19 protein-coding genes are annotated in these 25,579 nt (G+C 42.8%); 5 read left to right on the forward strand and 14 right to left on the reverse strand.

Annotated elements, in window-relative coordinates:
• Nucleotides 1–18 precede the first annotated feature (18 nt).
• The 13 genes from PTQ21_RS22275 to PTQ21_RS22335 all read right to left on the reverse strand — a co-directional run bounded on the left by PTQ21_RS22275 (nucleotide 19) and on the right by PTQ21_RS22335 (nucleotide 19,175).
• A complete protein-coding gene (locus PTQ21_RS22275; RefSeq protein ID WP_274567194.1) occupies nucleotides 19–1,527 on the reverse strand; it encodes a response regulator transcription factor in 1,509 nt (502 codons plus the stop codon).
• Nucleotides 1,508–3,280 carry a cache domain-containing sensor histidine kinase gene (locus tag PTQ21_RS22280; protein WP_274567195.1) on the reverse strand — a complete coding sequence of 591 codons (1,773 nt, stop codon included), beginning with the start codon at nucleotides 3,278–3,280 and terminating at the stop codon, nucleotides 1,508–1,510. The genes PTQ21_RS22275 and PTQ21_RS22280 overlap by 20 nt, the downstream gene beginning before the upstream one ends.
• 246 nt (nucleotides 3,281–3,526) lie before the next feature.
• A complete protein-coding gene (locus PTQ21_RS22285; protein WP_274567196.1) occupies nucleotides 3,527–4,636 on the reverse strand; it encodes a galactose-binding domain-containing protein in 1,110 nt (369 codons plus the stop codon).
• Nucleotides 4,569–5,561 carry a glycosyl hydrolase family 28-related protein gene (locus tag PTQ21_RS22290; RefSeq protein WP_274567197.1) on the reverse strand — a complete coding sequence of 331 codons (993 nt, stop codon included), beginning with the start codon at nucleotides 5,559–5,561 and terminating at the stop codon, nucleotides 4,569–4,571. Before PTQ21_RS22290 ends, PTQ21_RS22285 begins: the two co-directional genes overlap by 68 nt.
• Before the next feature lie 254 nt (nucleotides 5,562–5,815).
• On the reverse strand, nucleotides 5,816–8,869 hold the full coding sequence (locus tag PTQ21_RS22295; RefSeq protein ID WP_274567199.1) for a glycosyl hydrolase: 3,054 nt from the start codon (nucleotides 8,867–8,869) through the stop codon (nucleotides 5,816–5,818).
• Between the two features lie 17 nt (nucleotides 8,870–8,886).
• Nucleotides 8,887–9,888 carry a glycoside hydrolase family 130 protein gene (locus PTQ21_RS22300; protein WP_072733066.1) on the reverse strand — a complete coding sequence of 334 codons (1,002 nt, stop codon included), beginning with the start codon at nucleotides 9,886–9,888 and terminating at the stop codon, nucleotides 8,887–8,889.
• Between the two features lie 32 nt (nucleotides 9,889–9,920).
• On the reverse strand, nucleotides 9,921–10,748 hold the full coding sequence (locus PTQ21_RS22305) for a carbohydrate ABC transporter permease (RefSeq protein WP_090950520.1): 828 nt from the start codon (nucleotides 10,746–10,748) through the stop codon (nucleotides 9,921–9,923).
• Nucleotides 10,749–10,761: 13 nt separating this feature from the next.
• The gene (locus tag PTQ21_RS22310) at nucleotides 10,762–11,664 is read right to left on the reverse strand and encodes a carbohydrate ABC transporter permease (protein ID WP_063563752.1); all 903 of its coding nucleotides are present in this window, start codon (nucleotides 11,662–11,664) and stop codon (nucleotides 10,762–10,764) included.
• 79 nt (nucleotides 11,665–11,743) lie between these two features.
• Nucleotides 11,744–13,108 (reverse strand): ABC transporter substrate-binding protein, encoded by a 1,365-nt coding sequence (locus PTQ21_RS22315; RefSeq protein WP_090806726.1) that lies wholly within the window; start codon nucleotides 13,106–13,108, stop codon nucleotides 11,744–11,746.
• Between the two features lie 171 nt (nucleotides 13,109–13,279).
• On the reverse strand, nucleotides 13,280–14,938 hold the full coding sequence (locus PTQ21_RS22320; RefSeq protein WP_274567203.1) for a response regulator: 1,659 nt from the start codon (nucleotides 14,936–14,938) through the stop codon (nucleotides 13,280–13,282).
• Nucleotides 14,935–16,416 (reverse strand): sensor histidine kinase, encoded by a 1,482-nt coding sequence (locus PTQ21_RS22325; RefSeq protein WP_274570549.1) that lies wholly within the window; start codon nucleotides 16,414–16,416, stop codon nucleotides 14,935–14,937. Before PTQ21_RS22325 ends, PTQ21_RS22320 begins: the two co-directional genes overlap by 4 nt.
• Nucleotides 16,417–17,232: 816 nt before the next feature.
• Complete coding sequence (locus tag PTQ21_RS22330) at nucleotides 17,233–17,544, reverse strand: hypothetical protein (protein WP_063563748.1); 312 nt, start codon at nucleotides 17,542–17,544, stop codon at nucleotides 17,233–17,235.
• A 128-nt stretch (nucleotides 17,545–17,672) separates the two neighbouring features.
• Nucleotides 17,673–19,175 (reverse strand): alpha/beta hydrolase family protein, encoded by a 1,503-nt coding sequence (locus tag PTQ21_RS22335; RefSeq protein ID WP_274567205.1) that lies wholly within the window; start codon nucleotides 19,173–19,175, stop codon nucleotides 17,673–17,675.
• Between the two features lie 1,072 nt (nucleotides 19,176–20,247).
• Here PTQ21_RS22335 and PTQ21_RS22345 point away from each other — a divergent pair.
• Nucleotides 20,248–21,546, forward strand: coding sequence for a hypothetical protein (locus PTQ21_RS22345; RefSeq protein ID WP_274567209.1), 1,299 nt, complete (start codon nucleotides 20,248–20,250; stop codon nucleotides 21,544–21,546).
• Nucleotides 21,547–21,786: 240 nt separating this feature from the next.
• Here PTQ21_RS22345 and PTQ21_RS22350 read toward each other — a convergent pair whose 3' ends face one another.
• Nucleotides 21,787–22,260, reverse strand: coding sequence for an HIT family protein (locus PTQ21_RS22350; protein ID WP_274567210.1), 474 nt, complete (start codon nucleotides 22,258–22,260; stop codon nucleotides 21,787–21,789).
• Nucleotides 22,261–22,580: 320 nt separating this feature from the next.
• Here PTQ21_RS22350 and PTQ21_RS22355 point away from each other — a divergent pair, with 320 nt between their 5' ends.
• The 4 genes from PTQ21_RS22355 (at nucleotide 22,581) to PTQ21_RS22370 (ending at nucleotide 25,560) form a co-directional block, all read left to right on the forward strand.
• A complete protein-coding gene (locus PTQ21_RS22355; protein WP_063563743.1) occupies nucleotides 22,581–23,084 on the forward strand; it encodes a DedA family protein in 504 nt (167 codons plus the stop codon).
• A gap of 46 nt (nucleotides 23,085–23,130) precedes the next feature.
• On the forward strand, nucleotides 23,131–23,697 hold the full coding sequence (locus PTQ21_RS22360) for a class I SAM-dependent methyltransferase (RefSeq protein WP_090950560.1): 567 nt from the start codon (nucleotides 23,131–23,133) through the stop codon (nucleotides 23,695–23,697).
• Between the two features lie 89 nt (nucleotides 23,698–23,786).
• Entirely contained in the window at nucleotides 23,787–24,467 is a 681-nt protein-coding gene (locus PTQ21_RS22365; RefSeq protein ID WP_090950566.1) for a response regulator transcription factor, read from the forward strand.
• Entirely contained in the window at nucleotides 24,454–25,560 is a 1,107-nt protein-coding gene (locus PTQ21_RS22370; protein ID WP_072733077.1) for a sensor histidine kinase, read from the forward strand. The genes PTQ21_RS22365 and PTQ21_RS22370 overlap by 14 nt, the downstream gene beginning before the upstream one ends.
• The last annotated feature ends 19 nt before the right edge of the window (nucleotides 25,561–25,579 follow it).

Raw genomic sequence — 25,579 nt, forward strand, 5'->3', positions numbered from 1 at the left:
TCTATAATATCGGAGGGCTCACTTCGCTCGAAGCTCCGCCCTAAACTCCGAAGGGTAACTTCCACTATGCTCTTTGAACAACTTGGCAAAATGTTTGGGACTGTTAAAGCCCACTGCTGCCGCTACCTCCTGTACCTGAAGGTCATGTCCAGCCAGCAGTTCTTTGGCCTTAGCAATACGCAGGTGGGTCACATATTTGACGAAGGTGCTGCCTGTTTTTTTATGGAAAAGTGAGCTGAGATAATTGGGCGTGATACTGAAAATCTCTGCTACCCCCGCCACGCCTATATCTTCGGCATAATTCCGCTCAATGTATTCGACGACACGATCAATCATATCCGTACTGCCTTCGGTATCACGGAGCAGTTCCTTCTCTCCACGTTCGAGCAGTTGTCTCCAAGATGCAGCATCAGGTAGCGACTTTTCACGGGGGTCTGTGCCTGTAGACAACGCATTGTTGAGAAAAGATCCGGCGTGATTTCTGGCCTGAATCGGCAGGCTGTCGTACCCTTTATCCAAGAAGCTCCCGATCCCTCGGCTAAGCATGACATACCGGTAGTAATCCTTTTTCCGATAAGTGTCAGCAAGCTCCACCAGCGCTCTAGACCATTCCCTCGCTTCCTTAGATAGCGTGCCCACCAGCCCGGATAGCTCCTTCCAGCGGATTAGATCATTGCGAGCCAGCAAAGCCTTTATCAGCAAAGCAGCTTCAATAATAGCGATATGGGCCTCCAGTTCATGCAATCCGGCGCAAGGTTCGCCTGCCAAGGCATAGAATCCCAGACTACCACCACTCAAGCGTCCCAGCACCTTATTGATTTTGCCATAAGCGCTCTGCATCACCCACTGCTCCGTATGTTCATCTTCCCGGTCCCAGCCAAGCATGATTCCCACCGTACCTCCGGGTACAACGACCAGCGCAGCGCGCAGGCTCCGATTATTCAATTGCTGGACTGCGTTCTCCATCTCCGTATACCAGCCGGTAAGTTCCTCGGAATGTTGCCCCTTCTCCACATACCTGTCCAGTGCAAAAAGGATAGGCACATAGCTCAGTTGCTTCAGCTCATGTCCCTCCGGCAGCGTTCTGAGGCTCAGCGTGCGGTTAAATACAGCCGTCAAATTCTGCTTGAACGTGCTGCAGCGAACCTCGGTCTGTGCCAGCATTCGCTTCCTAATATCAGCCGTAATCAGCTCCAGTTGCTCCGGGGAGACGGGCTTGAGCAAATAATCTACCGCGCCAAGCTGTAGCGCTTTTCTGGCATATTCAAAATCAGCATAACCGCTGATCACAATCCATTGCGTCTCCGGAGACAGACCATAGGCCTGTTGAAATGCTTCAAGACCGCTCATCCGCGGCATCTTGATATCCAGGAACACCACATTCGGCTGAATCTCCCGAATCTTGTCCAGTACCTGGTGACCATTCTCCACCTCAATAATGGAGTACTCCTCCGTCAAAATTTCTTCCAGCATTTTTACCAGCCCGATCCGAACGTAGTACTCATCATCAGCTATGACGATCTTCATCGTTATCATCCTCCAGTGGAATGGTTATTGTAATTCGGGTGCCCACGTTCACCCTGCTCTGAATATTTAAATCGGCTTTCTTATAGGCATATTGAAGTCTGTTCTTCACATTGGTCAACCCCACACCCATCCATTTTGAACCTTCGGTCTGCTCCAGACCGGTGCCAGAATCCTCGATGACAATGACCACACAGCGCTGGAAATGCACAGTTTCTATACTCCCCAAGACCGTCAGTTGACCCGTTTCGCCAAGCGGCTCAATACCGTGCACAATCGCATTCTCCACCAATGGCTGAATCAGCAGTTTCGGGATTTTCATTGGTTCCGCTTCTGGGTCCAGTTGGATGGTGTATTCCAGCCGATTCTGGAATCTGAGCTTCTGTAGATAGCAGTATTGATTCAGCATCTGGAATTCTTCGTTCAGGGTTGTCCAATCGGCCTGCTCTGTCATATAACGCATCATACCAGTCAGTGACAGGATTGCTTGCTCCAGCACCTTGCTGTCGCCCAGACGGTTGATGCCAATCATTGTATTGAGCGTGTTGTATAGAAAATGAGGTTCAATCTGGGATTGCAGCGCCTTATACTCTGCGGATTGCTTGCTCAGAACTGCCCTATATTCACGATTCAACAGGTTGTTCACTTCGCTGAGCATCAAGTTGAAGGAGCTGCCAAGGATGGCTATCTCATCTCTTCCCCTCACTGGGACACGTACATTGAAATTGCCGGTCTCTACCTTGGCCATCACATTCACCATTTTTCGCAGGGGCTTCATCATACGTTGTGACAGAAGCGCCACCAGAAGTACAGAGAAAATCGAGACTAGAACATACACCCCTGTAACTGTGGCCTGCATAACATTAATTCTGTTGATATATTCCGTCTCAGAGACCATGGCCACCATGTTCCAATCCGTCTTCTCAATATGCTGGGTTGTTACACTGTACACCTCGCCGTGATCATCGATTTTGGAGGAATTGCTTTTGTTGCGGAGTTCTTTTAGCATCGTGTCCGATAACGGCTTGTTGGAATAGATCACATTGCCTTGCTCGTCGATAACGGACATAATCGAAGACACATTCAGTTTGATTTTATCCAGTATGACAGACAGCACCCGAGTATCCGCATCCGCCTTAACAACGGCGATTGGCTGTCTTGTATCCAGATCCTTGACCAACTTCACTATAGAAAAAACTTTATCTGCGGCCGGATCTGTCAGATAGTCCTGCTTATGCGAGCTGATGAATACCGTCTTGCCTTCGGCTGCTAACGCTTGTTTGTACCAGGTCTGTTTCGTAAAGGGATAGTCGCTGACCAGCCCACTATTGTTGGTGTACACGGCGAACACGGTCTTTGGAATGAAGCACACTAGCGTCCCTGTTATATCCTTTCGCAAATTCTGTGTGTAATTGGGCAGGGTCGTGTTCATCGTTCTTGTGGCTTGCAGCTGCTCTAAGAGAGATACCGTCTTTCCGCTGTCAATCTTCCGAAAAGTGTTAAAAGCATCCATAATGGAATCATTCAGATAAGGCACCACGACGAGTCGCTCCAGATCCTCGATGTACGTGTTCAGGTTAATGAGCGCAGATGAAATCGTAGCCTGCGTGGCGAAATTTATATCATGGGTCATATTCTTGTTATAATAAGAGGGTACGAATAACACGAAGGCTAATGCTGGTATAAGTAGTCCAATTAGCGAGATACCGATCATTTTGAAGCGGACACCGAGGCGGGGTTTCAGGGTTGGTCTCATCGTTGCACCCTCTCCGGCGTGTGATTACTCAGTTGCAGATTTATCCAATTAGTCCTCATCTTGTTTTTCCTCCTTCATCCAGCTTGCCCACCAGGGACAGGGCTCTATTCCAGCATTATAGCAAAATAGTCATGATACTTAGGTCAGAATCTACTTCAGAAGAAACTAAACAACCGTCCCCCGGTAGACTCCGGGAGACGGCCAAAGCGTAGTAATGACATTCTAGTCCTATCCTACTCGAAGGAGTTATTGCGTCGGTCCGTATACCTCAAATTCCCAAATTGAATACCCATAGATCGTAGCTCGGACAGTCCCGTACATACGAACATAACGTGCTTCCACTTCGTTAAAAGTAATCCTCTCTAAACCACCTTTGCCGTTAGTGGTGCTATAAACGTCGCTCCAATTTGCCTCCTGGTTTGGAGCATCGGCTACCTGTATGCGATAACTTTTACCGTACGCGGCTTCCCAGTACAACCTGACTTCATTGATCTTTTTAGTTTCTCCGAGATCCACATAAATCCAGCCTGGGTCCACCCCGCGCTTTGAACCAAAGCGGGTTGTTAAGTTTCCATCGGTCACATACGGTGCGGTGTTCTCAATTCCATCATTGGATGAAGCTACCGCTGGGCGATGGAGCGCCAAATTAATTAAGGGAAGCGGCTCAGTATTCTGAACCGGCTTAATCGTAACTCCGCTGTAATGCTCTTTATTTAGGAAATTCATCTCTTGTAGCGTACGAGCAGGAGTGTTGCTACCAGGCATGTAGACGTTCTCAAACGTCAGATCAGTAATCATGGCTCCTTCCAATCCTTTAATCTTGGCAAAGCTTTCCCCTGCGTCACGGACCGTAATATCTTTTACTGTGACTCCTCGAATGGGTCCCACTCCATGGTTGCCTCCATTAACCGTGAACAGGGTCATCCAGGCACTATTATCTTCGTTACTTCCACTGATGTCCTCGACATCCATTGATTCAAACCTCACATCACTAACGATTCCGGTCCCATATTTATGATGAATAGCGAAGCCCACTGCAGCTTTGTAAACGACTCCGTTTCTGAATACAATATTAGATTGATCTTGCATAACTCCTTGACCAATCTTATAACCATAACATAACGTCCACGCTATCGTATCCTTGAATAGCACGTTTTGAACCGGTTCTGGATTCCCCGGCCAAGGTACTTTACCTGAAGCGATGTCTGTGTCCGCTTTCCAGGCTTTCGTAGAAAATGGATCATCCAAGGAAATACCGATCGCATTTTGTACAACTACATCCTGGGATTCAAACAACGGCCCAGCCAGATGATTCCCGTATAAGGATACCATCCATGACAAAATTGGAAGTGGCAATGGGAACAACCAGATTATTGATCATTCCTTTACCATTGCTAGTCTTATCATCGTGCAAGGCTTGCCCGTTGCCATCAATCGTACCCCGTCCATATATCCGAATATTTTCGGATTGAAATGCAGTTGAGATCCACCAGGTAGCCGGCCTTCCCATGGAATCCTTAAACCAGTGCTCCTTATAATCAACTGTCTTTCCTGTACCGATGAACGTTGCTCCAGGCTCCATGTAGACAGCAGTATTACTTTTTAATACCAGATTACCAATATAATAAGTTCCGGCCGGTACATAGACAATGCCCTGTTTACCGCCTCCTTGAAGGGTTCCGTATTGGCTGGCATCATTAATTGCTTGCTGAATGGAAGCCGTTCTCGTGCTTACTCCGGTTGCTGGTGTGCCTGAGGACACCACATGATATGGAGCGGATGTAACATTAAAAATGCCTTCTCCGTTTGAGGCGGGAACATCCTTCTCCATCGGATCTGCAGCGATAACCATGCGTGTTTGGCGATTATTCATTGTCACGATCAGGTATTCGTCAGATTGTGTTGTGAAGGTTATCGTCCTTCCCTCTATCTTTTCAGCTTGTATACCGAGCTTCTTTGGACTTATAGAATATTCATGTACTTTATCGGTATTTAAAATCGTTAATTCATACGTAACAGGCCCTTCCGACATGGAAAAATGAGCATAGTCGTAATCACTAAATCCTTTGACAACTGGCACAACGACCCCGTTTGCTTTTAGCGTATAATTAGCCGAGTTAGTATAGCGCACTGATGGTTGATAAGTGTGAATCGTTGCTGGTGCCAAGTGAGTTTCTTCCGCATTTTCTACTCCAGATTGGGCGTTCGAGGTAAGTGTAAACATGGTAGTAAGAAGCATCAACACCAGAGTAGGGCATAGAAATTTTCTAAACATTGCCATCACATTTGCCTCCTTTAATTTTTTGAAAGCCCTTTCAAATTAAGTTGGACTGAAATTGCAGTCCCGCCGGCATGCAATTTCTCCCAGCACAATCATTATAAACTGCATCTATAAATCGAATAATGAGGGTAACTCAACAAAAAGGGCAGATTTCACACATTAATTATGTGAGCATCTGCCCTGAAAGGGAATCATTGATTAACACCATATGTCCTTTTATAAAGATCAAACTGACCACGTATCTTCTTGCTCTTTCAAGTCATCATAACTATCCGTGGTAATGTACTTAGTCCAAAGCGAACAAAAGCATAATGAGATTGATACAAATTGATATATGGGTCTAGGTCTCTATCCGTCCAACCGACTCTATTTTTAAAACTGTCTGGGCCAACCTTCATTGGTTCACCTTTCACATGATGGTGAGGTCCAAGCAAGTTTCTACAACTGCTGGTCAGCTCCAGCTCAATCAAATTCTCTCCTTGTTGGAGATATTCTGAAATATCTGCTTCATAGGGTTCCCATAAAAAGGTACGAACTTCTTGTCCGTTAATTGATAATCTTGTGACAATCGCATTCGGATGTGAGCCGAATTGCCATACCCGTGAAACACTGTCTTCAAAATGTATTGCAACATTCTGCACAAGTTGAATACTGCCTGCAAAGAACGGTAATCCCTGACAACCTAGATCAGTTATCAAGGAATATTGATGAGGGAGTTCTTCAAGTATAAATGGACCATCTGTATATATAACACCATGCTCGCCATTTTTATAAGGAGATTCCGATTTCACTCCAAAATGTCCAACTAGATACACGCTTTCAAGTTCCGTATCGAATTTCAGCTTATTCCCCTCAGACTCAAAACTTTGAGCACGTTCAATAGCTGCATACGTTTCAGCAGAATTCCAAAAATCCAATGTTAACCTGATGGTATTTCGACCATGCTGAAGGAACCCACTTAGATCAATTTTCTTGAAGGATACATCTCTCCACCAATCACAGCTATGAGATGCTATCTTACTGTCATTAATAAGAATTTGCACTTTCTCCGGATTTTCCATCACCAGATGCATTTCCCGCACGAGCGCAGGATCAAAGGCGATCTGAAATTCGAATTCCAATTCGACTTGAACAGGATATCCTATCTGAAGCAGTTCTTCTTGAATAAAAATAATAGGCTTAGGTTCCGACCAATCACCATTCTCCAGCCTGTACCTGCAAGTGTCCATCGTCAAGCTATTGTGATCGATATGGTCAATTTCCCATAACTCACTTAGTTCCTGAATGAACCTAGCTGAATTGTCTGTTTGGAGTAGAGTTACCTCATCCGTTTCCAGTTGACCTTTGGTCGGAACTAGTTTGATAACATAGGATTGGGTAGGGTACAGAGTCATGTTCAATTTGACGCCGTTACCTACCCTGGTATAGTTAAGTGGCCTGATATCACCACTCTCCAAATCAATTAGAGACAGTATACCCCTTCGAGGGAGAGTCACCTCTACATCTGGATAACACTTTTCTCCGGAATTCACCAGGTAATAGAGATAGGAATCTTCTAACTTAAGCGTCTGGATATTGACCATGTCCGATACGATAGGTAGTCCTTCCCTGTCAACGATAGCGATCGATGGAGAAACGGTTCTGGAAACAGATTCTACCAAGGCGTTGCGATTCCAATCGGGTTTTACTGCACCATTCACTAAACGACGGATTTCTTCACCCGGTTGTCCATTGATGAGGAACGGAACGGGTTCCAATACAACTAAGCTTCCTCCATGAAATACAAACTGATGGAGCAATTTCACCGTCATCTCGCTTAAGGTCACACTCGGTGGAACGACAACAACTCGGTAACCTATCTCTCCTACAACAAAAAGATTCCCCTCTACTCTGCCATGACGTTCAATAATTCCCTCGCTTCCATAATCATGCTCGATAAACGATTGGCACAACCAGCGAGAAAGCTGTGCAAATGATTCATGATATTGCTCAACCTGTGATGAGTTAGAACCCTCCAGTTCCACCCAAGCTGTTCGAATGGGATGAAGCAGTAATACCTCAGCTTGCCGTACTCCTTCCACAAGGAGCATGGACAAACGGGCAAAGTAATTATTAAAGTGATAATAGTACCTCCACCAAGGCTGCTGATAAAACAAAGATGGTGGATAATCCCGTTTACGAAGTCCCCTCAGCGTATAAGCTTGCAAATGTTGACACATTAGATTCATTCCATGAACAAATTGCCATTCCCCAATCCGCTTTAAATCCTGAAAGCTGACATTCCAACCGGAACAGCCGTAACTCTCCGTGATGGCTTGCTTTTTGCCCAACTGGCGAACAACGGAGCTAACTTGCTTAGGAACAACCGGCTCTTCACTCACAGAACGTCCAAGCCAGTCACAACCGGGGATTTGCAGATATTCATAGAAGAGCAGTGGATCGCCCACTGAAGTCGCTTGACTCATAAGGGTTTGCTCGTCTACAACATGACCCGTAGCTAACCATCCCCTTTGCTCGCACCACTCTCCAATTTGCTTGGCGTAGGACTCAGTAAACAAGGTGGTGACACATGACCAATAATCATACCTGACCCTGCGGCAGTCCTTCGTTTCCAAGAACAGAGCTGGAATTACCTTACGTAGCGAATACCCGTGCTGGTTCTGAAAGGCATCTTCGAGTTCTAACGACCACGGAAGATCTCCGCGTCCAAACTGCGGTTCATCCGTGAATATTCCTTTCAACACAGAGCCGAATTGTTCACCGAACTCCGCCCAGTAAGCATTATAGGTGGAATCAATGAACGCAGCTACAGCCTTTTTGCTTAACGTGTCGATATAATAAGGATTCAACTCGTAATATACTCGAAAGTCAGGTTTGCGTGTGTCGCCAGTAGTAAGCAGATGCAATTCTTCCTCAGACTGGACATAGGAGGCAATTGTCACTCTATTCCCCCGATTAAAAGGAGCCCATTCATAAGCTAACCGCTTCTGTTGATAAGCCACTCCAAGTGCAGGCACCTTTCCGTCAGCAAAACCACTAGGCCAGCCATTTTCATCATAGAGCCATGTTTCCATCCCAAGTTCCTGACTTTTCTTGATGCAGATCTGTATGGCCTCCATCCACTCTTTGCCCATGTAAGGAACAGTAAGGCCTCCCCTGGCATGTATAAAAAAACCACCGATTCCCGCACTATGCATTTCTTCGATCTGCCGTACGAGTTCATTGTGATCTAGATCGTCATTCCAGGACCAAAATGGCACCGTACGATAATCAGCAGGAGGATGTTGTAGGAGATCACATATGGTCATTGTCTTATTCCCTCCTGTTAACCCTTCAGACATAACTGGATCAAATCATCAATATGGGCTGTTGCGAGACATTCAATCGTGTCTGCTGCACCATAATAAATCTTAACCTCACCATCATCTTCGAGTACCATTCCGCCTGGGAAGATGACATTGTTACGGAATCCTCCTTCAATCTCATAGCTAGCTTCTGGAGTCAGCAGCGGATTCTGATACATGCCGATTATTTTTTTGGGATTCTCCAAATCAAGCAGCATTAAGCCTGCTGTATACCGTTTCTGCCATGACGTTTCCCATCCGTTCTTGCCTCTTGTAGGGTCAATATCAACGGCATGAAATGTAGTAAGCCATCCCTGCTCTGTCTTGATGGGGGGAGCTGCAGGACCGATCTTATCATTGGCAAATGGTACATCTTCAACAGCAAGCAGCAAGTCAGAATTTCCCCAGTACCTCAAATCCGGGGATTCTGAAATCCACATGTCGAATCGGTCAACTCCCCCGCGGCTGTAGACTGTGAAAGGCCGTTCAAGCCTCATAAATTTTCCGCCGATCTTCTCCGGGAATAGTACCATATTTCGCAAATCCGGTGTCGACAAGCTCAAAATATCAAACTCTTCAAAATCGTCGGTAACGGCCACACCACCGCGGATGCCATGCTGTGTGTCTACGGCAAAACACATATAGCAGCGTCCGTCAATTACGGTAAGCCTTGGGTCATAGGCACGGATAATTTCTTGGTCATGTAGCTTAAAACACGGCTTCGGTTGCACCTCCCAATGAATTCCGTCATCGCTGAAGGCAACACCAAGATCTGTTGTATGATGAGCCTCAATCGTCTGCTGCTCCAAAGACCCATAGTCGTTTCGAAAAACCATCACATATTTCCCATTGAATTTCGTTACGCCTGCATTGAACACAAGTGCAGTGGGATATGGGACGCGAGAAGCATCTAGAATCGGGTTATTCAGATAACGTTTAATTACAGAACTTGATGCGAGTTTTCCGATATAAGGTGAATTCATTTCCATTCCTCCTGATGATGTTAAGAATACCACTAGCCCTTTAAGGAGCCCGCAGTCATTTGCATAAAGGATTTGTTAGCAAAAATATAAGCAATAAGGATCGGGAGAATGGACAGACACGCCCCCGCCATCATGAAGTGTGTCTGTGAAGCAGCGGTGATTCCGTACTTCAAATTGGCTAGTCCGACGGTCAATGTCTGCAGTTCGGGTTTACTGAGCGTAAACACAAATGGAATCAGGTATTCGTTCCACGCTCCCCGGAAGGCAAACAAGGCACACACTCCTAGCCCAGGCGTAAGCAGCGGAATAATGATTCTCCAGAATGTTCTGCCCGGAGAGCACCCATCGATGCGTGCAGCCTCATCAAGCTCTTTAGGAATTCCGTTCATGAAGCTGAGCAGGATAAAGAATGCCGAAGCATGTGTGCTGATCAGAATCAGAATTACGCCCCACAGCGTATTATGCAGATGAAGTTTAATCATCAGCTCGAATTGAGGTCGAAGAACGACTGCTCCGATCGCTACAAACATAGTAAATGCCTGGATGCTGACGTATAGTTTTTTGCCAATAAAGTCCATTCTGTTCACGACATAGGCTGCCATGGACGAGACAATTAATGTTCCTATGGTTGACGCGACGGCAACAAATACACTATTTAGTGTGTATGTTGAAAAATTAGCCTGTTTCCACGCTTCGATATAGTTGGTGAACTGCCAAATAGCTGGCAGAAAAGTCGCTCCGGCAGTAAGTTCGGCATTCGTTTTAAAGGAACCGAGCAGAGTGATAATTATAGGAAACAGCGTTAGAAATGCTACTATTAACAGAAACGCCCACAGTACGGTATTCCATGCAATTCTCATGAACGTTCCTCCCTTATTCGTTATGACTCATTCGTTTTGATCCATAAAAGTAAAGTATCGTGATGATGCCAACAATAACAGCTGTGACAAAAGCGACAGCACTACCATAGCCAAATTCTTGAATTTGTGTAGATGCCGTGGAACCCGCAGGCGGGAAAAATAATTTATATACATATAAGAACATGACATTGGTTTTTCCAATTGGCCCGCCATCAGTCATCACCATAATACTCTCATAACCTTTTAGCGCATTAATAATGGCTAGCATAATGATCATTTGCATGACAGGGCCCAGCATTGGAATGGTAATGTAACGAAATTGTTGGAATTTGTTAGCCCCATCCAGAGCAGAACTCTCGTACACATCTTCGGGAATATTTTGGAGCCCTGCTAGAAACAAAAGCATATAATTGCCTACCGCCCCCCATACAGCAACGAGGATGATCGTCAGCATGGCATAATCAACGCCCAGCCAATCTATAGCACTGCCGATCAATTTATATTTCAGAAGGAACTGATTGAGGATGCCATTATACGAGTTGAAAATGGTGAAAAATACGACCGCCATAACCGCTGTACTAATGATCGTAGGCATAAATATAATAGCTCTCAGCAGATTTCTCCCTTTAATTTTCCAATTCAGGATGACGGCCAATATCAGAGCGAGCGGTATCGATAGCAGGAGCTTGCCTCCAGCATAAACGAACGTGTTGGATACTGAATCCCAAAACTGATGATCTGTCATTACGCGTTCTAGATTTGCCAGTCCTACAAATCGTGCAGTCCCAAACCCTTTGTAATCGTAGAACATATATCTCATGGCCCACATAATCGGGTAGATGCCCAGAACAATGGTAAGAATATAGCTTGGCAAAAGAAAGCTGTATGAAAAAGCTAGATTCTTTGCTTTATTCATATCCTCTCAACTCCTTGCAATCTCTGTAAGATTTAATGAAAGGATGGAGCGTGCCCCACCCTTTTTAAACACCTCTATTTTATTTTACGTATTTTCCTGCAAGTTCCGCTGGATCGAAATCTGCAATAGGCTCGGCCTTCGCTTCTCCACTCGCAATTGCTGTATCCAAAGCAGCGTTATAACGAGTATTCAAATCGTTGATAATGGTATCCAGATTACCTCCGCTTAGAATGTACTTGACGAAGGCATCGTCAGATTTCATACCGTGTACCGGCACTGTAGGGTAGACCGGCCAGACACCGTCGTACTTGTTCGGCAGGAAACCTTCTATGCCTTTAACTTCCGGTTTCGCTGCAACAGCACTTACTGAAGGGACCATGGATATTCCAAAGCCTTTCTCTTGATATTGTTGAAGAACAGATTCATTATACATATACTCCAGGAACTTCCAGGCTGCTTCCTTATTTTCAGTCTCTGAACTTATTGCCAACCATTGGCCCCCTAAGAACCCAGAAGCACCATTGAAATTTCCGTCAATGGATGGTGCAGGTGCTGCAGCCCAATCAATTTTAGCTGGAAATTGAGATTGGTAGACTCCCGCTTCAGCAGAAAAGGATAAGTACATCCCGATTTTCCCTTCAGCGAATTGGGCGCGCAATGGGTCGATATCAAGCGATTCGACACCGGGCAACATACTTCCATCATCCTTGATTTGCTTAAATGCTTCCATGATGGGTTTAAAGCCACTATAGTCATATCGAGCTGTCTTAAAATCATAACCATATCCGCCGTAACCACTTACTTCTGCAATAACACGGGCAGATCGGCCCAAGGCACTGGAAGGATTTTTAAAATTCTGTGCGAAACCGTAGGCTCCGTTTGATTTACCCACTTGCGTAATTTTCTTGGCTGCCTCAACCAACTCATTCAGTGTAGTCGGAGGTTGTTCAATACCTGCTTTGGCGAAAAGCTCTTTGTTGTAAATCAGACGCATCGTTGTCCCATAGTTCGGCAAGCTATAGCGTTTTCCATCGAAGCTGTTCAGATCCTCCATGACAGGAAATGTATCTTTCATTTTATCTGTGAGAAACTCGTCAATTGGAGCTAGGAATCCTTTTTTATAGAAGGTCTGTATGGTGTTTTCTTTAACACGAATGACATCCGGTGGTTCTGAGGTCTGAAAAGACATATCCAGCGCTTGATCGAAATCATCTCCCTTGATAACCAGTTCCACTTCGATGTTATCCTTATTGGTTTCATTGAATTTATCGATCGTTTCTTTCACGAACTCAGAATCATGGCGGTCTCCAGTCCAGTAGGTGATCTTGGTTTTAGCCGCTGCGCTTGCTCCTTTATCTGTGGACTTAGGGCTACTGCAAGCCGCTAGGCTTCCCGTGAGCACGATACACAGTGCAGACATAAGAAATTTCTTGTTTAATTTCATTCGTATTACCTCCCCTTTTTATCTGTTATTCTCTTTCTTCTTCATTATAGTTTCTTGTAATCGTTTACATAATGCGGTAAACCACACATCAAGGGCAGGTTTTCTTATGAATCTGTCATTAAAAAACTAGCCCTGCATCCGAAACTTTCGGAAACAAGGCTATCTTTCGAGTTATGATTGATCATAGGCCAGATCCACAGGCGGACTGATCTTCCCTGTACTATATAATTTGAATTCGGATGGTGTCATATTGGTATGCTTCTTGAAAATTTCGCTAAAATAACGTCGATGCTCATACCCCAATTCCCTAGCGATCTCCTGTACCTGATAATCATTGATTAGCATTTCTTTAGCTTTTTCCATTCTTTGATGGATTACGAATCGCTGAAATGAAATATTTAGCACTTTTTTGAATAGATTCGAAAAATATCCGGGACTTAAATTGAACTGCTTTGCACATAAATCAAGAGATAAATTTAAATGCAAGTTGGCACATATATAATCCTTCGCCTGATAGATCAACTTGGTCGTTTCATCCGAACGCTCGTGCTCAATCCACGAACACGCTTCAAGACAAATTTCTTTTACCGTATCCCGCATAATCTGAAATGTAACCACACCTGTGCGCTTTACATGGTTCCACTGCTTCTCAAGGTTCTTCACCCGATCAGGCGGAAATTGTTCTAACATGACTCGACATATCTTGGATGACAGCTCATAACAAAGGTTTTCGACTTGTTGCGGTTTGGGAAGAGGATCTCGCTGCAATAAATCGTTAAAGATCTGCTCCAGAATAAGTCGGCATTTTTCTCGATTGCCCGAGCGCAAAGCCATTAAAAACTCGTGCTCCGTGGACGCAGTATAATGAAGCAAGGTTTTCTCATCATCGGATGTACTTGAATAACTGTTAACACCATTACCATCTGTATAAAAATGATAGGCCAGAGCACTTAAGGCTAGTTGATATGAATCCGGTAATTCATCGATAGATGTTACACAACTACCAATACCGATTGAGATGGTAGAGTTCGTGAATTGATAAATATTTAATCTGCATGCTTCAGAAATCTGCTCTGCGATTCTCATATCTTCACAATTGATCAGACAGATGAACCGATTTAACGCTTCACTAAAAACAACACCACTGCTAAAAGCTGCGATAGTTTCCTCCAAAATATTTCGAAGGCTGAATCTGATCAATTCCACTTCCCTTGAGGGTTGTGCTTTATATTTGTCCATAAAACGGTCTAGCTCCACAATAAAAAGATTGAAATTCTGAGGAGCAAGTTGAATGCCGAGTGTTTGCCATTTTTGAAAGGCTACGACAGCATTCGTCCTATGATGAACTAGCAAGGACAAATACTCCTGCTGCAATACAGGTAAGCTTTTTCTTACATGTTGCTTCAGTTCTATCGCCTTGCTCTGCTCCTGCCATTCTTCTTCGATTGCTGCCTTTGCTTTCAACACGACCTGAATGATTTCATCTATAGAGAATGGTTTCTTTACGAAATCAAATGCGCCTAATCGAATCGCTTGTCTCGTAAATGAGAAATCGGTATACGCGCTGAGAATGACAATTTTCGTAAAAGGAGCGTTTACGAGAATTTCTTGCGTCATGGCTAGCCCATCCTTTTTGGGCATCCGTATGTCTGTAAGAACAATATCCGGTTTGGTCTCTTGGATTAGGCGAATGCCTTCCTCCCCATCGAGTGCCGTACCAACCACTTCAATGTGATGTTCTTCCCAGGGCGGCTTCTGAGAAATCATATCGACTACACTTCGAATATCATCAATGATGCATAATTTAATCCGTTGGAGTTCTTCTATCATGATTCAACTTCTCCTTCTCTAATCGGAATCCAAATGTCAGTTCTCGATCCCTTGCCAGGACTGCTGTGAAGTTCGATTCGTGCTTCTTCTCCATAAAATAGGTTGAGCCGATTCACGATATTGTTCAGAGCATAACCCTTCTTGGAGACAGGCGGTTTCAACATCGCTTGACTTACCATAGCCGCATCCATGCCTGCACCGTTATCCTCAATAATCAAATGAACCCAATTGTTTTGTCTGTCCACCTGTATATGAATCTGACCTCCGAAAGTAATGTCCTTAAAGCCGTGTTGAATGCTATTTTCCACAATTGGCTGCAAGAGAATCTTTGGCAAAAGGCTGTTCAGCACAGATTTATCAAGTACAGTAACTTCAAACACAAACAGTCCTTCATAGCATTTTTGTTGAATTAAACAATACTGCTGTGCGTGCAACAATTCATCCTGCAGCGTGTTCCAATCCTTCCCCCCACTCAAGCCAAGCTGAAACATCTGGGACAAGGAGAGAATCATCTCATTGACTTCCTCATTTTCCCCCAGAACGGATTTGCAGTAAATCGTATTAAGAGTGTTATACAAAAAGTGTGGTTCCATTTGCGCAGTTAAAGCTCTCATCTCGGCCTTACGTTTTCCGGATTCGCTCAACCTTACATCATCAATGAGTCTGTTGATTTCATCCAACATGCGATTGAATTGAAAACCGACCTGAGCTACTTCATCGGACGAACGGCTGGCAAAGCGAACATTCAGGCGGTTATTCTCTACCTCGCGCATAAGTCGTTGAAGCTTGTATAGAGGATTTAGCAACAGCGCCGTCAGTTTATTGGATAAAAGGCTAGTGAACAGCAGAAAGAAAAGCATTATATAAAGGGTTGTGCGCTTTACACCGTTCATTTGTTCAAGCAGTTTATACTTCTGTTGAATACCAAATAAACTCCAATCTTTGACAACTGTTGATCTTGTGTAATTGACTAGGTAATCCGTTTCATCAAAATTATGAAAGAAAGAGCCCATATTGCTCTCAGATACATTGTACAAGAAAGGTTTATCTTTCATTAGATTATGGCTGGATGACCATGAAGTTCGGATGACTTCCTCGCCATTGGAATCGATTACAAAATAGTCGCTGTCATCATTCGAAGAATGTTTGTTAACCAGTCCTATTAGTCCACTTTCATTTACATTCACGACAATGTATACATTTGTATTGGGGACATTCTCTTGAGTTCCCTTTGTAACAAATGAAATAGCACGCTTATTACCAGAAAAAAACTTATCAGAATGCCCTTTTATCCACTTTCCTCCATAATTCTCAATCATATCGAAATACATACTGGATTCATAAAAGGACTGTGTCTGAGAACGTCTTTGTGAAATAGGATAAAAATCTCCAATGGGCGTGGCAATAAGTATACTTTCGATTAGAGGTTCGTTGAAATAAACCTGTGAAAACACATATTGGAGCTCTGACAAATGCACATAGTAATTGGAGATATCATTACTCTGTACATCCAGCATCATATCCTTGAAGGCATAGCTAAAAGTCAGTGAACGAATGGAGTTGGAGATCCCGTTAATTTATCATCCAGTATCTGAGTGGTTTTGTTTACGGTTTCTTGACTAGTCTCAAATGCATTCTTCTGGAGCTCTTTGGATGCAATCCAGTAGGTTGTCAGGCCTACCGCCCCAATTGCAAGCGTTATCATAGTTATGATGGATAAGCGAATTCTCTGTTTGAATGAACTGCTGTATATCAAACGATTGAATTTTTCAGTGATGTGCTCTGCCCAAAGTCGTCTCATAAATTCGGTATCAACCTCTCTTGTAAATAAAAGAAGTCTTGCTGAAATTAAACTTATCTAGTTGCGAATCATTTTACATTAAAATATCAATTTAGCAATACATTCTTCATGTCAATACGGATTTATTACAAATATACTGTTCCATTCGGATCATCAATTAAACAATTCCACGCTCCGGTTTAATATGTTTCAATTCTTTTGCTGCCAAGAAGAAAAAATTTATATCAACTTAAATTTATTTGACTCGCCGATATAATCATTTTACTACTAAGGGGGGCTGAGGTTTTGCCGATCAGGGAGATTTTTTGTTTAGTTCGTTTCACGCACTCAATTGGCTTAAGCCATAACAAAAAAGCCGCTATATAGCGACTTCCAATGGAATCATGTTCTTGTCTCTCGACACTTCCCTTAAATCATCGTCTGTCTAAATGATCCTTCTATTTTGGGTCAACGTTGTTAGCCTTATGAATACCAAATCATACGTTGGTTTAAATCACTTTAATTGTTTTAAATATTGCTCCATTACTTGTAACCACACTCTTAATTGACTCAAATTTTCTACTGAATGAGAGCCATATGGAAACAATTCAAATTGATATAGCTCTGGACTTCCAAATACATGACTAAAATTAACTTCAATTTGGTCTTTCGTAAAATTTAAACATTCATAGTAGCTCGTAATTTCTGCTTCACTATATTCATCTGGGCAGATGTAGTCGATTGCCTGTATGATTTGCTCATAATTATAATCTTCGGCTTTTACTTCAAATATGACCCTATCTTCATGTGAAAACTCACGAAACATGGTTGCCACCTACCCTAATCATTTTTTGGTGAACGTTGCTGCCTTAATGGGGGTTATATCGCAAACTTTGGGTCATAGAAGAAGAGTTGTACGTAATAGCATATCAAAATCGGTAGCCTGTTTGTAATTTATAATAGCGAGGTTACGAACTTCACCTCCTGAAAACGGCTGTCCGGTCCTTTCATTAAGATTCCGCCTTGATTCTTTAGATACATATCGAAGAAATCCAGCATATAGGCATTGATCACGGAGTTCGCTCTTTCTGGCACAATCTTCCCTGTAATGCCCAGCATATTGAAAACCGGAGAAATGAACTGTACGTCGGTAAAATTCAAATGCTCTGTATTTTCGATATAGAGGATTTGTCCTCCTTCGTCGACCGTTTCGCGCATCCGTTCAAGCTCCAACTTTTTATCTTCCGTTACTTGATCCATCCACTCTCTTGTTGATCCCATCCGGTTAAGCTCTGCATCTGTGTAGACCCGATTATTTATCACCCTGTTTAATTCTTCGAAATAGCTTTCAGAGTTGATGAACAAAAACGGCTTTCGCAGATCCTCGCTGTCACGCAGTCGATACAACCCTCCATCCAAGTCTATTCCGACCGTGATTCGTGGATCGTAAGAAGCGTCGTAGGCCGTCGCTCCGCCGATGGAATGACCGAACACCCCGATATGACCGAGATCAATCCTCCCTTTTAAAGGACTTGGAATCTGTCCCGATTGGATGAGCTCGAATTGGTCCAGCGTAAACGCCACATCGGCGGTTAACACTTTTCCCAACTTGTCGCGATTTTCTCTTCCCGTTCGGTAATCATCGTCGGGAGAGAATAAGTCGTTGGTTGTGCTGGTTGTGATTCGACCGTCCGGAAACTCGGTTGCAACTGTATTGTAGGTGTGATCGATCACTGCCACGATATATCCGTGACTCGCGAGATTCTCAGCTTGCGACGTATGGAGGAACCTGGACGAGCCAAAGCCGGGATTTGCAAGGATCAGCGGATATGAATTCTGTGCCGAGGAGACCTCGGCCCCCGAATAAGCATGACTGGATACGTACTTCAAGTACTGAAGAGTAAACTCAGGAAGGCCATAGTTCGCGGCCATATAACGTAAAATTGGAGTATCGGGAATAAAGGGAGCGTACTTGCCGGTGCCAACTGTAACCGGATACCATACCTGAACCATCAACTCTCTCTTACCCTCTCTGGCTTTGTCGAAAATCTCTTCCCTATTAGTATCCACAAGATGAAAAGTTTGCGTTCCTACCTTAAATTCGCCTGTCGGTTCAGGTAGATTAAATACTGGAAAAGCATACATGAGGCCCGCTGTTACGACCAGCATTACCGCTATAGCGGTATAAGCTGAACCCAACATGAATCGCGGGATTTTTTTGGAGCCGTTTTTTCTAAAATAGCTATAACCTGAAATGGCTAAAAAAAAGATCGTTATGCAATATGAGAAAAATATCTGAACTCTGTATCCTTCCACCGTCCAATGAATGACCAATAAAAGAGTGGCGATCCCGCTTGCAACGAATAGCAGAATTCTGGGCCGTCCTTTTTTTAATAACAATGTTAATGCAAACAAGCCGATGTTTGACAATAAAAGCAACAGTTCAAACAGCCTCATCTCGGTTCTCCTTTTAAAAAACTTCTATTTTTGTTTGTTCCAATATTATCCTGGCAGGTTGGCCTGAGCTATCGATTCAACTTACATCTACCTTACAATTTTGTAATTCTACCTTGTAACTGTGCTCATCTATGGATAGGAACTTAGTTACTTAAATCAAAAAAAGCCGCTATAATTAGCGGCTTTGAATGTAATAATGCTCTTGTCCTGCGACAAGCATACACAGGATAGTCCATGCCTTTTTCTCTTCAATATAATTATACACAATTCGGAAATCATCCAACCAACCGCTCCATCCCATTAAAATGTATGGATTATTGCTACAAAATTGCTTTTTTGAGCCTGAATAGTGGAGGAGATCTATCAAAATCTATCCGAAGTATTGAAGAATTAACTGGTATATTGCTACGGAAAGTCCTAAAATACTCGCTTTCATTTTAGATGGATGATATCTTTTGCTGCGAAACAAGTACAGAAAGATCACTATAAATCCTAAGGGAATCCACAGCTGAAAGACACCTTCTGTTGTATAACGAGAAAAAATTGGAATAATGGAAGTACTGATCAAAAAGTAAAAGAAAACTGTAAAACGTCTTGTTTCTAATTGCTTGCTCCACCTTACTAAAAAGAAAAAAATAATGATTCCGACAATTGTAATGTATAAAGGGGGGAGAAGAATAGAAACGTCCCCAAATTTGAATTCCATTTTGCATTGCCCTCCTCTTTTAAATCATCACCACTTTTTGTTCCGGATTGGGAAGCATGTACATTATATGTTATAATTGAAAGGTTAATTTTACCAAAAGTAAGGAGGGATGTAAAAAACATTGTAGGGTTTATAGTTTTCGCTTAAGATTTTAGCTGTATTATGGAACTATTCCAAACAGGTGGTTCCATGCAAAGAACCAGTAGATATTTAGAGGTACTTAATAGATCGCGGAGCAGATATCCATGTCACTGAATTAAGAGGTAAATCTCCCATTGATGTGGCGAGAAGCTATAAACCAGACAAGATCATCCAATTTTCAGAAGAATATCAGCTATTACATCATGACTAGGAGGACCTCATATCATGAAAAGGATCACCAAACGTACATTTCTAATCACTACTCTAACAGCGTTCCTTACTATTTCCTTAGCCCCTGTCCCCACTCTCGCTTCTGATTACAAGCAACTTCCAAAGCCAGAGTGGACCTATGACGTACCTACCGATACGACAACCCAAATACATAGTAAGAACTATTATTTCACAGGAAATATCGTCTACCCTATCGTGTCAGAACAGACTAACTCTCAAACTGCTTATACATTCTTGTATCAGTCAGATCGCTCTACCGGCAAAACTAAATCCGTACACTCCTTATTAGCGATAGACGACAAAACTGGAAAACAGAAGTGGATTCATAAATCGCCTATGCCCTACAATTCGTTTGAAATAGATCAGAGCGGTGACGTCTACTACTTCGATGAGGTAAATTCCGGTAACAAGAAGGTATACCAGTTGATCTCTCTGGATTCAAATAACAAGCCACGCTGGGTCAAAACATTCAAAGAGCACTTTCAATTCAATGTCCTAGAAGATGGGCGCATAGCCGTGGTTACTTTCACAAAAGACACCAGTGTGATTACTCTTTATACAAAGGAAGGCAAGCCGCTTATCAAAAGGGAGTTTCCTGGCTACGTACGACATATTCAGGGGAACTACGTCGGATTGTTAAATTCTGATGCTCCGAGAAACACGACGACAATTGATATTTACTCCATTCCTACAGGAAAGAAGATTATTTCCGCTGTCCAACCGCAGGATCACGTCAATATTGTGCATGCTGACTTTGAAGTTCTAAGTGGCGGAACTGTGATTGTTCCCATTTACGATGCAAAGATGGAAGTGGAAACCTTGCACGGCTACAAGCCTAACGGGGAACAAAAATGGATCAGACCATTGCCTAAGCCAGCACAGGATGCCGTTTTCGGTACAACGTATGCGCATAATATGTACGATTCTTTTTACGTATCCTTAGGAAATAACTTTCTGATTCAAGAGAAAAATAAGCTTAGTCTGTACAATACTAACAATCAATTGATTGCGACCAAGACGTTTACTGATTTACCTGCACAAGGACTGTTACAACGACTAAATGATCAGAGCATTGTCTTCGGAGCCGTCGACAAAACACAAGCTTGGTATGATTCATCTAAACCGGAGCCTAAGAAAGCCGCCTACTATATTCTGGACTCTAATACACTAAAAATAAAAAACTCTTTTGTAATCGATGACGCACTTTTTCACCAAGCCGATGTTCGTTTTCACGATGCAAATACATTCTATATCCACATGAGTGAAACCATTGCCAAATACGTTCTAGAGTAGCATATGTAGGCTGGAGTAATCCCCCATTATAACGATTTATGCCTAGCCCCTCTCCAGGAGCGAAGTCATACATCGTTTCTTTTTTTATCAAATGAGCAGCCTGCAGAACTGCAGACTGCTCATTAGTTTTATTGAGATGTCGTTTCCTGTTAGCTTACTGAAACAACCTTATTTTTCTCTTGTAGGGCCCACGTAATCTTAGATTCATTTCCCACTAGAGTTATCATCCTATCCTAGATCTTAAATGTTTTTCTTTATCCAAGAACGCAACTTATCAGCATAGAGAGAGCGTTCATCTGGATCGGACTGAGAACCCTTTGACAGATAAAGTTGATCATTCATATATCTAGGATAAATATGGAGATGATAATGCCACACGTCTTGATTGCCAGCAGGTTCATTATGTTGGCGTGTAGAAATCCCATCACATCCATATGTACTTTTCATTGCAAATGCTGTGAGCTGCGCCGCGCGGTGAATTTCAACAGCGTAATCCGCAGGGAGGTCAAAGATGTTCTCGAAATGTTGATTCGGAACAACAAGAACATGTCCTTTATTGTTTGGCCACCATTTGCTCGCTATAAAAGCCGTTACCTTTTCATTCTGATAGATGATATCCCTTTGTTTTGTCCCCTGGTTAGGTCGCTCGATACCCCAAACACGACAAAATGGACATTCGTAACCTTCGGGCTTATGTGAAAATGATGCTGTCATCTTTCTCATTCCACTCCTCTCATATTTTTCCAACTAGCTATTAGACGCAGGCAACTTTTGTTCGTTGCGTTATCCTCAACATTGATAATCAATCTGAGCTCGCTTTTATTCCGGTATGCCCGGCTCATTTGATCACTACTCCTGAATATATCCACCTTATCAAGTCTTGCCAGTAAGTTGGCAAGGCTTTTTTGTCTTGAACGTACCGTAGTTGTATCGCTTTGATTATGTAATCTTTAGATTTTCTTCAGAATTATGCTTATTAATTCCTTAGTTTTTTTCATTATGATTTCTATATCGACAAGAGAGGAGGCAAAACAATGATCAGTAATACGATCTTAGAGCTACTACATCAGTATGGATATCTGATTTTTTATTTTGCCTTCTCATTAGGGCCATTTGGCATTCCAATTCCGAATGAGATCACGATTATCAGTGGTGCTATTTTGAGTCACACGGGTGTTATCAGCTCATGTATCACATACTTCTGCATTTTAACAGGACTATTAACCGCCATTACCTTTGCTTATTTTGCAGGGAAGTTATTTGGGCCCAAGATAAAACACAAATTTCAACATAATAAACACTTCGTTAAGGCTGAACTGATTCTGAATAAGAGTGGCAATTGGGCGATGTGCATCGGTTTATTCATTCCAATCGTGCGATATGTTCTCCCTCTGGTCATTGGACTGAGCGGCGTTCAATATCGGAAATTTGCTCTCATTTCATATTCCAGTGCTTTGCTTTGGACCATAACGTATTTTACAGCGGGAATCTACTTCGGCGCTCCCATTCTATCAATGCTTCATTTATTAAAATTTTGATCGATTTTGATAAAATACCATCACGTATACGGAGGAACCACAAACAATGAATTCCAATGAACCTATTTTATTTCTGAAAAGCTTTCTTCAAAGCCCAAAACATGTTGGTAGCATCATACCCAGTTCCCGGTTTCTCGCTAACAAAATGGTGAACCAAGCGCCTTGGCTAGAGGTAAAAGCAGTCGCCGAACTCGGATCGGGCACAGGTGCCATCACTCGTTATATTCATCAACAGGCACAAGATTCGACCCAAGTGTTATTGTTTGAGATGAACGAGACGATGAGGAATAATCTGAAGACTGAATACCCTTCATTCCCCTGTTATTCAGATGCCTCTCGATTAGTGGAATCCATGAAGCAAGAGGGCGTTGAGCAACTGGACTGTGTATTTAGCGGGTTGCCTTTCTTCAACTTTGAGTCTGAATTAAGGAATACGTTGGTAGACCAAATCCATAAGGCGCTTAAACCCGAGGGGTTATTTATCGCCTTTCAATATTCGCTTCAAATGAAAAAAACACTATCCGAAAAGTTTATCATCGAAAAGATAGAATTAGTGCCCTTGAATGTCCCTCCTGCCTTCGTTTATGTCTGTCGCAAAAAGGAAACAATTTAAACAACTCAGGCTATGGTTTACACTGATATTATCCTCTTTATAAGGATTTAAGATTTTATTTAGAACAGTCATAAAAGGAGTGTTGGATTGTGAGTACCGTTCTCATTGTTGATGATGAACCCGACATCCGTGATGTCATTCATGTCTATTTACGTAACGAAGGATATCAGGTCATTGAAGCAACCAATGGTGAAGAAGCACTAAATATTATCAAAACTACATCGGTCCAGCTCGTTATACTGGATGTCATGATGCCCATTATGGACGGAATCAAAGCCTGCTTCAAAATAAGAGAAATATCAACCTCTCCCATTATTATGCTATCCGCCAAAGAAGAGGACATAGATAAAATTACAGGCCTGACTACCGGGGCTGACGATTACATGGTCAAACCGTTTAATCCGTTAGAATTACTAGCTCGCGTTAAGGCTCAGCTACGACGCCAAACACTGATTGGCAAAGCAGAATTCAATTCACTTATCCTGATCAAGGACCTTGTCATTGATACAAGTAAACATTCCGTGAAGTTAAAGGAGAATGACATTCCACTAACTCCACTGGAGTTTTCCATTCTGGTGCTGCTTGCAAGCCATCCTGGACAAGTATTTAGCTCCGAAAAGATCTACGAAACCGTATGGAAAGAACCTTACGGGTATTCGGATAATACGGTTATGGTCCATATTCGCAATCTGCGAGAGAAACTGGAAGTGAATCCACGAGAACCTCAGTATATTAAAACGGTATGGGGAGTGGGTTATAAACTTGATTAGACGATTGCCACAGTTTAAAAAAAAGATACAGATTAACATCCTATATCGAATGTTGATCAGTTTATTAATTTCGTTTGTTGGCTCTGTGGGTGTAAATAATATGTTGATCATAGGAGCCGCAAAAATTAGTGAAAGATTTGAATGGCCATCACTTCTCTACATTTTTCCTTATGTTCTAACACCAATCTTCATCGTAATTTTCACGTTAATTTTTTTATTTTCCACACGAAAAATTGTACGAGATCTCATTACATTGGAGCAAGGATTGCAATTCATTTCAGAAGGAAATCTGGACTACCGGGTGCCCGTTAATCGACAAGATGAACTTGGGCGAGTCGCTTCCAACATTAATCACATGACTGAACAGTTGCAGCTGCAGATGGTTAAGGAGCGCGAGCTGGAGAAATCCAAGATGGACATGATCACGGGGATCTCACATGACCTGCGCACACCGCTTACCAGCATCATCGGCTACATTGAGCTTCTAAGAACAGAATCATTTCAAGACAAAGCAGAGTATGACCGCTTCATCCAGAACACCTATAACAAAGCAACGCATTTAAAGAAGCTGCTCGATGACTTATTTGAATACACACGTCTAACCTCAGTAGATACCCAATTGGATTTGAAAAAGGTTGACCTATATCAGCTATTGGACCAGTTGCTGTTTGAATTTGAACCTTTAGCTCAGGAGAATGGAATTCATATTGAGAAAGAGATTGGCGATTCCCCAATCATGGCCTGCGTGGATAGTGATAAGATTGCTCGGGCCATCGATAATCTTCTTATGAACGCCCTGAAGTATTCTGTGAAACCTGGTGCGATTCATATTCGAATGAGTATGCGTCATGAGTACATTATCATTAAAGTTGAAAATAAAGGTGAGCCGCTCACAATAGAGCAAAAAAGTAAGCTGTTTGATCGATTTTATAAGGTTGATTATTCAAGAAGCAGCGAAGGTATTCAAACGGGGTCTGGTTTGGGTCTTTCGATTGCAAGAAATATTGCGGAGTTACATCAGGGTACCTTGACGCTTCAACATACGCATAACGTATTTACGTTCCAGTTAAGCTTGCCTGCCAACATCAAGTGAAACATTATTGAATTCAACA

Source organism: Paenibacillus marchantiae (assembly GCF_028771845.1).
Lineage (GTDB): Bacteria > Bacillota > Bacilli > Paenibacillales > Paenibacillaceae > Paenibacillus > Paenibacillus marchantiae.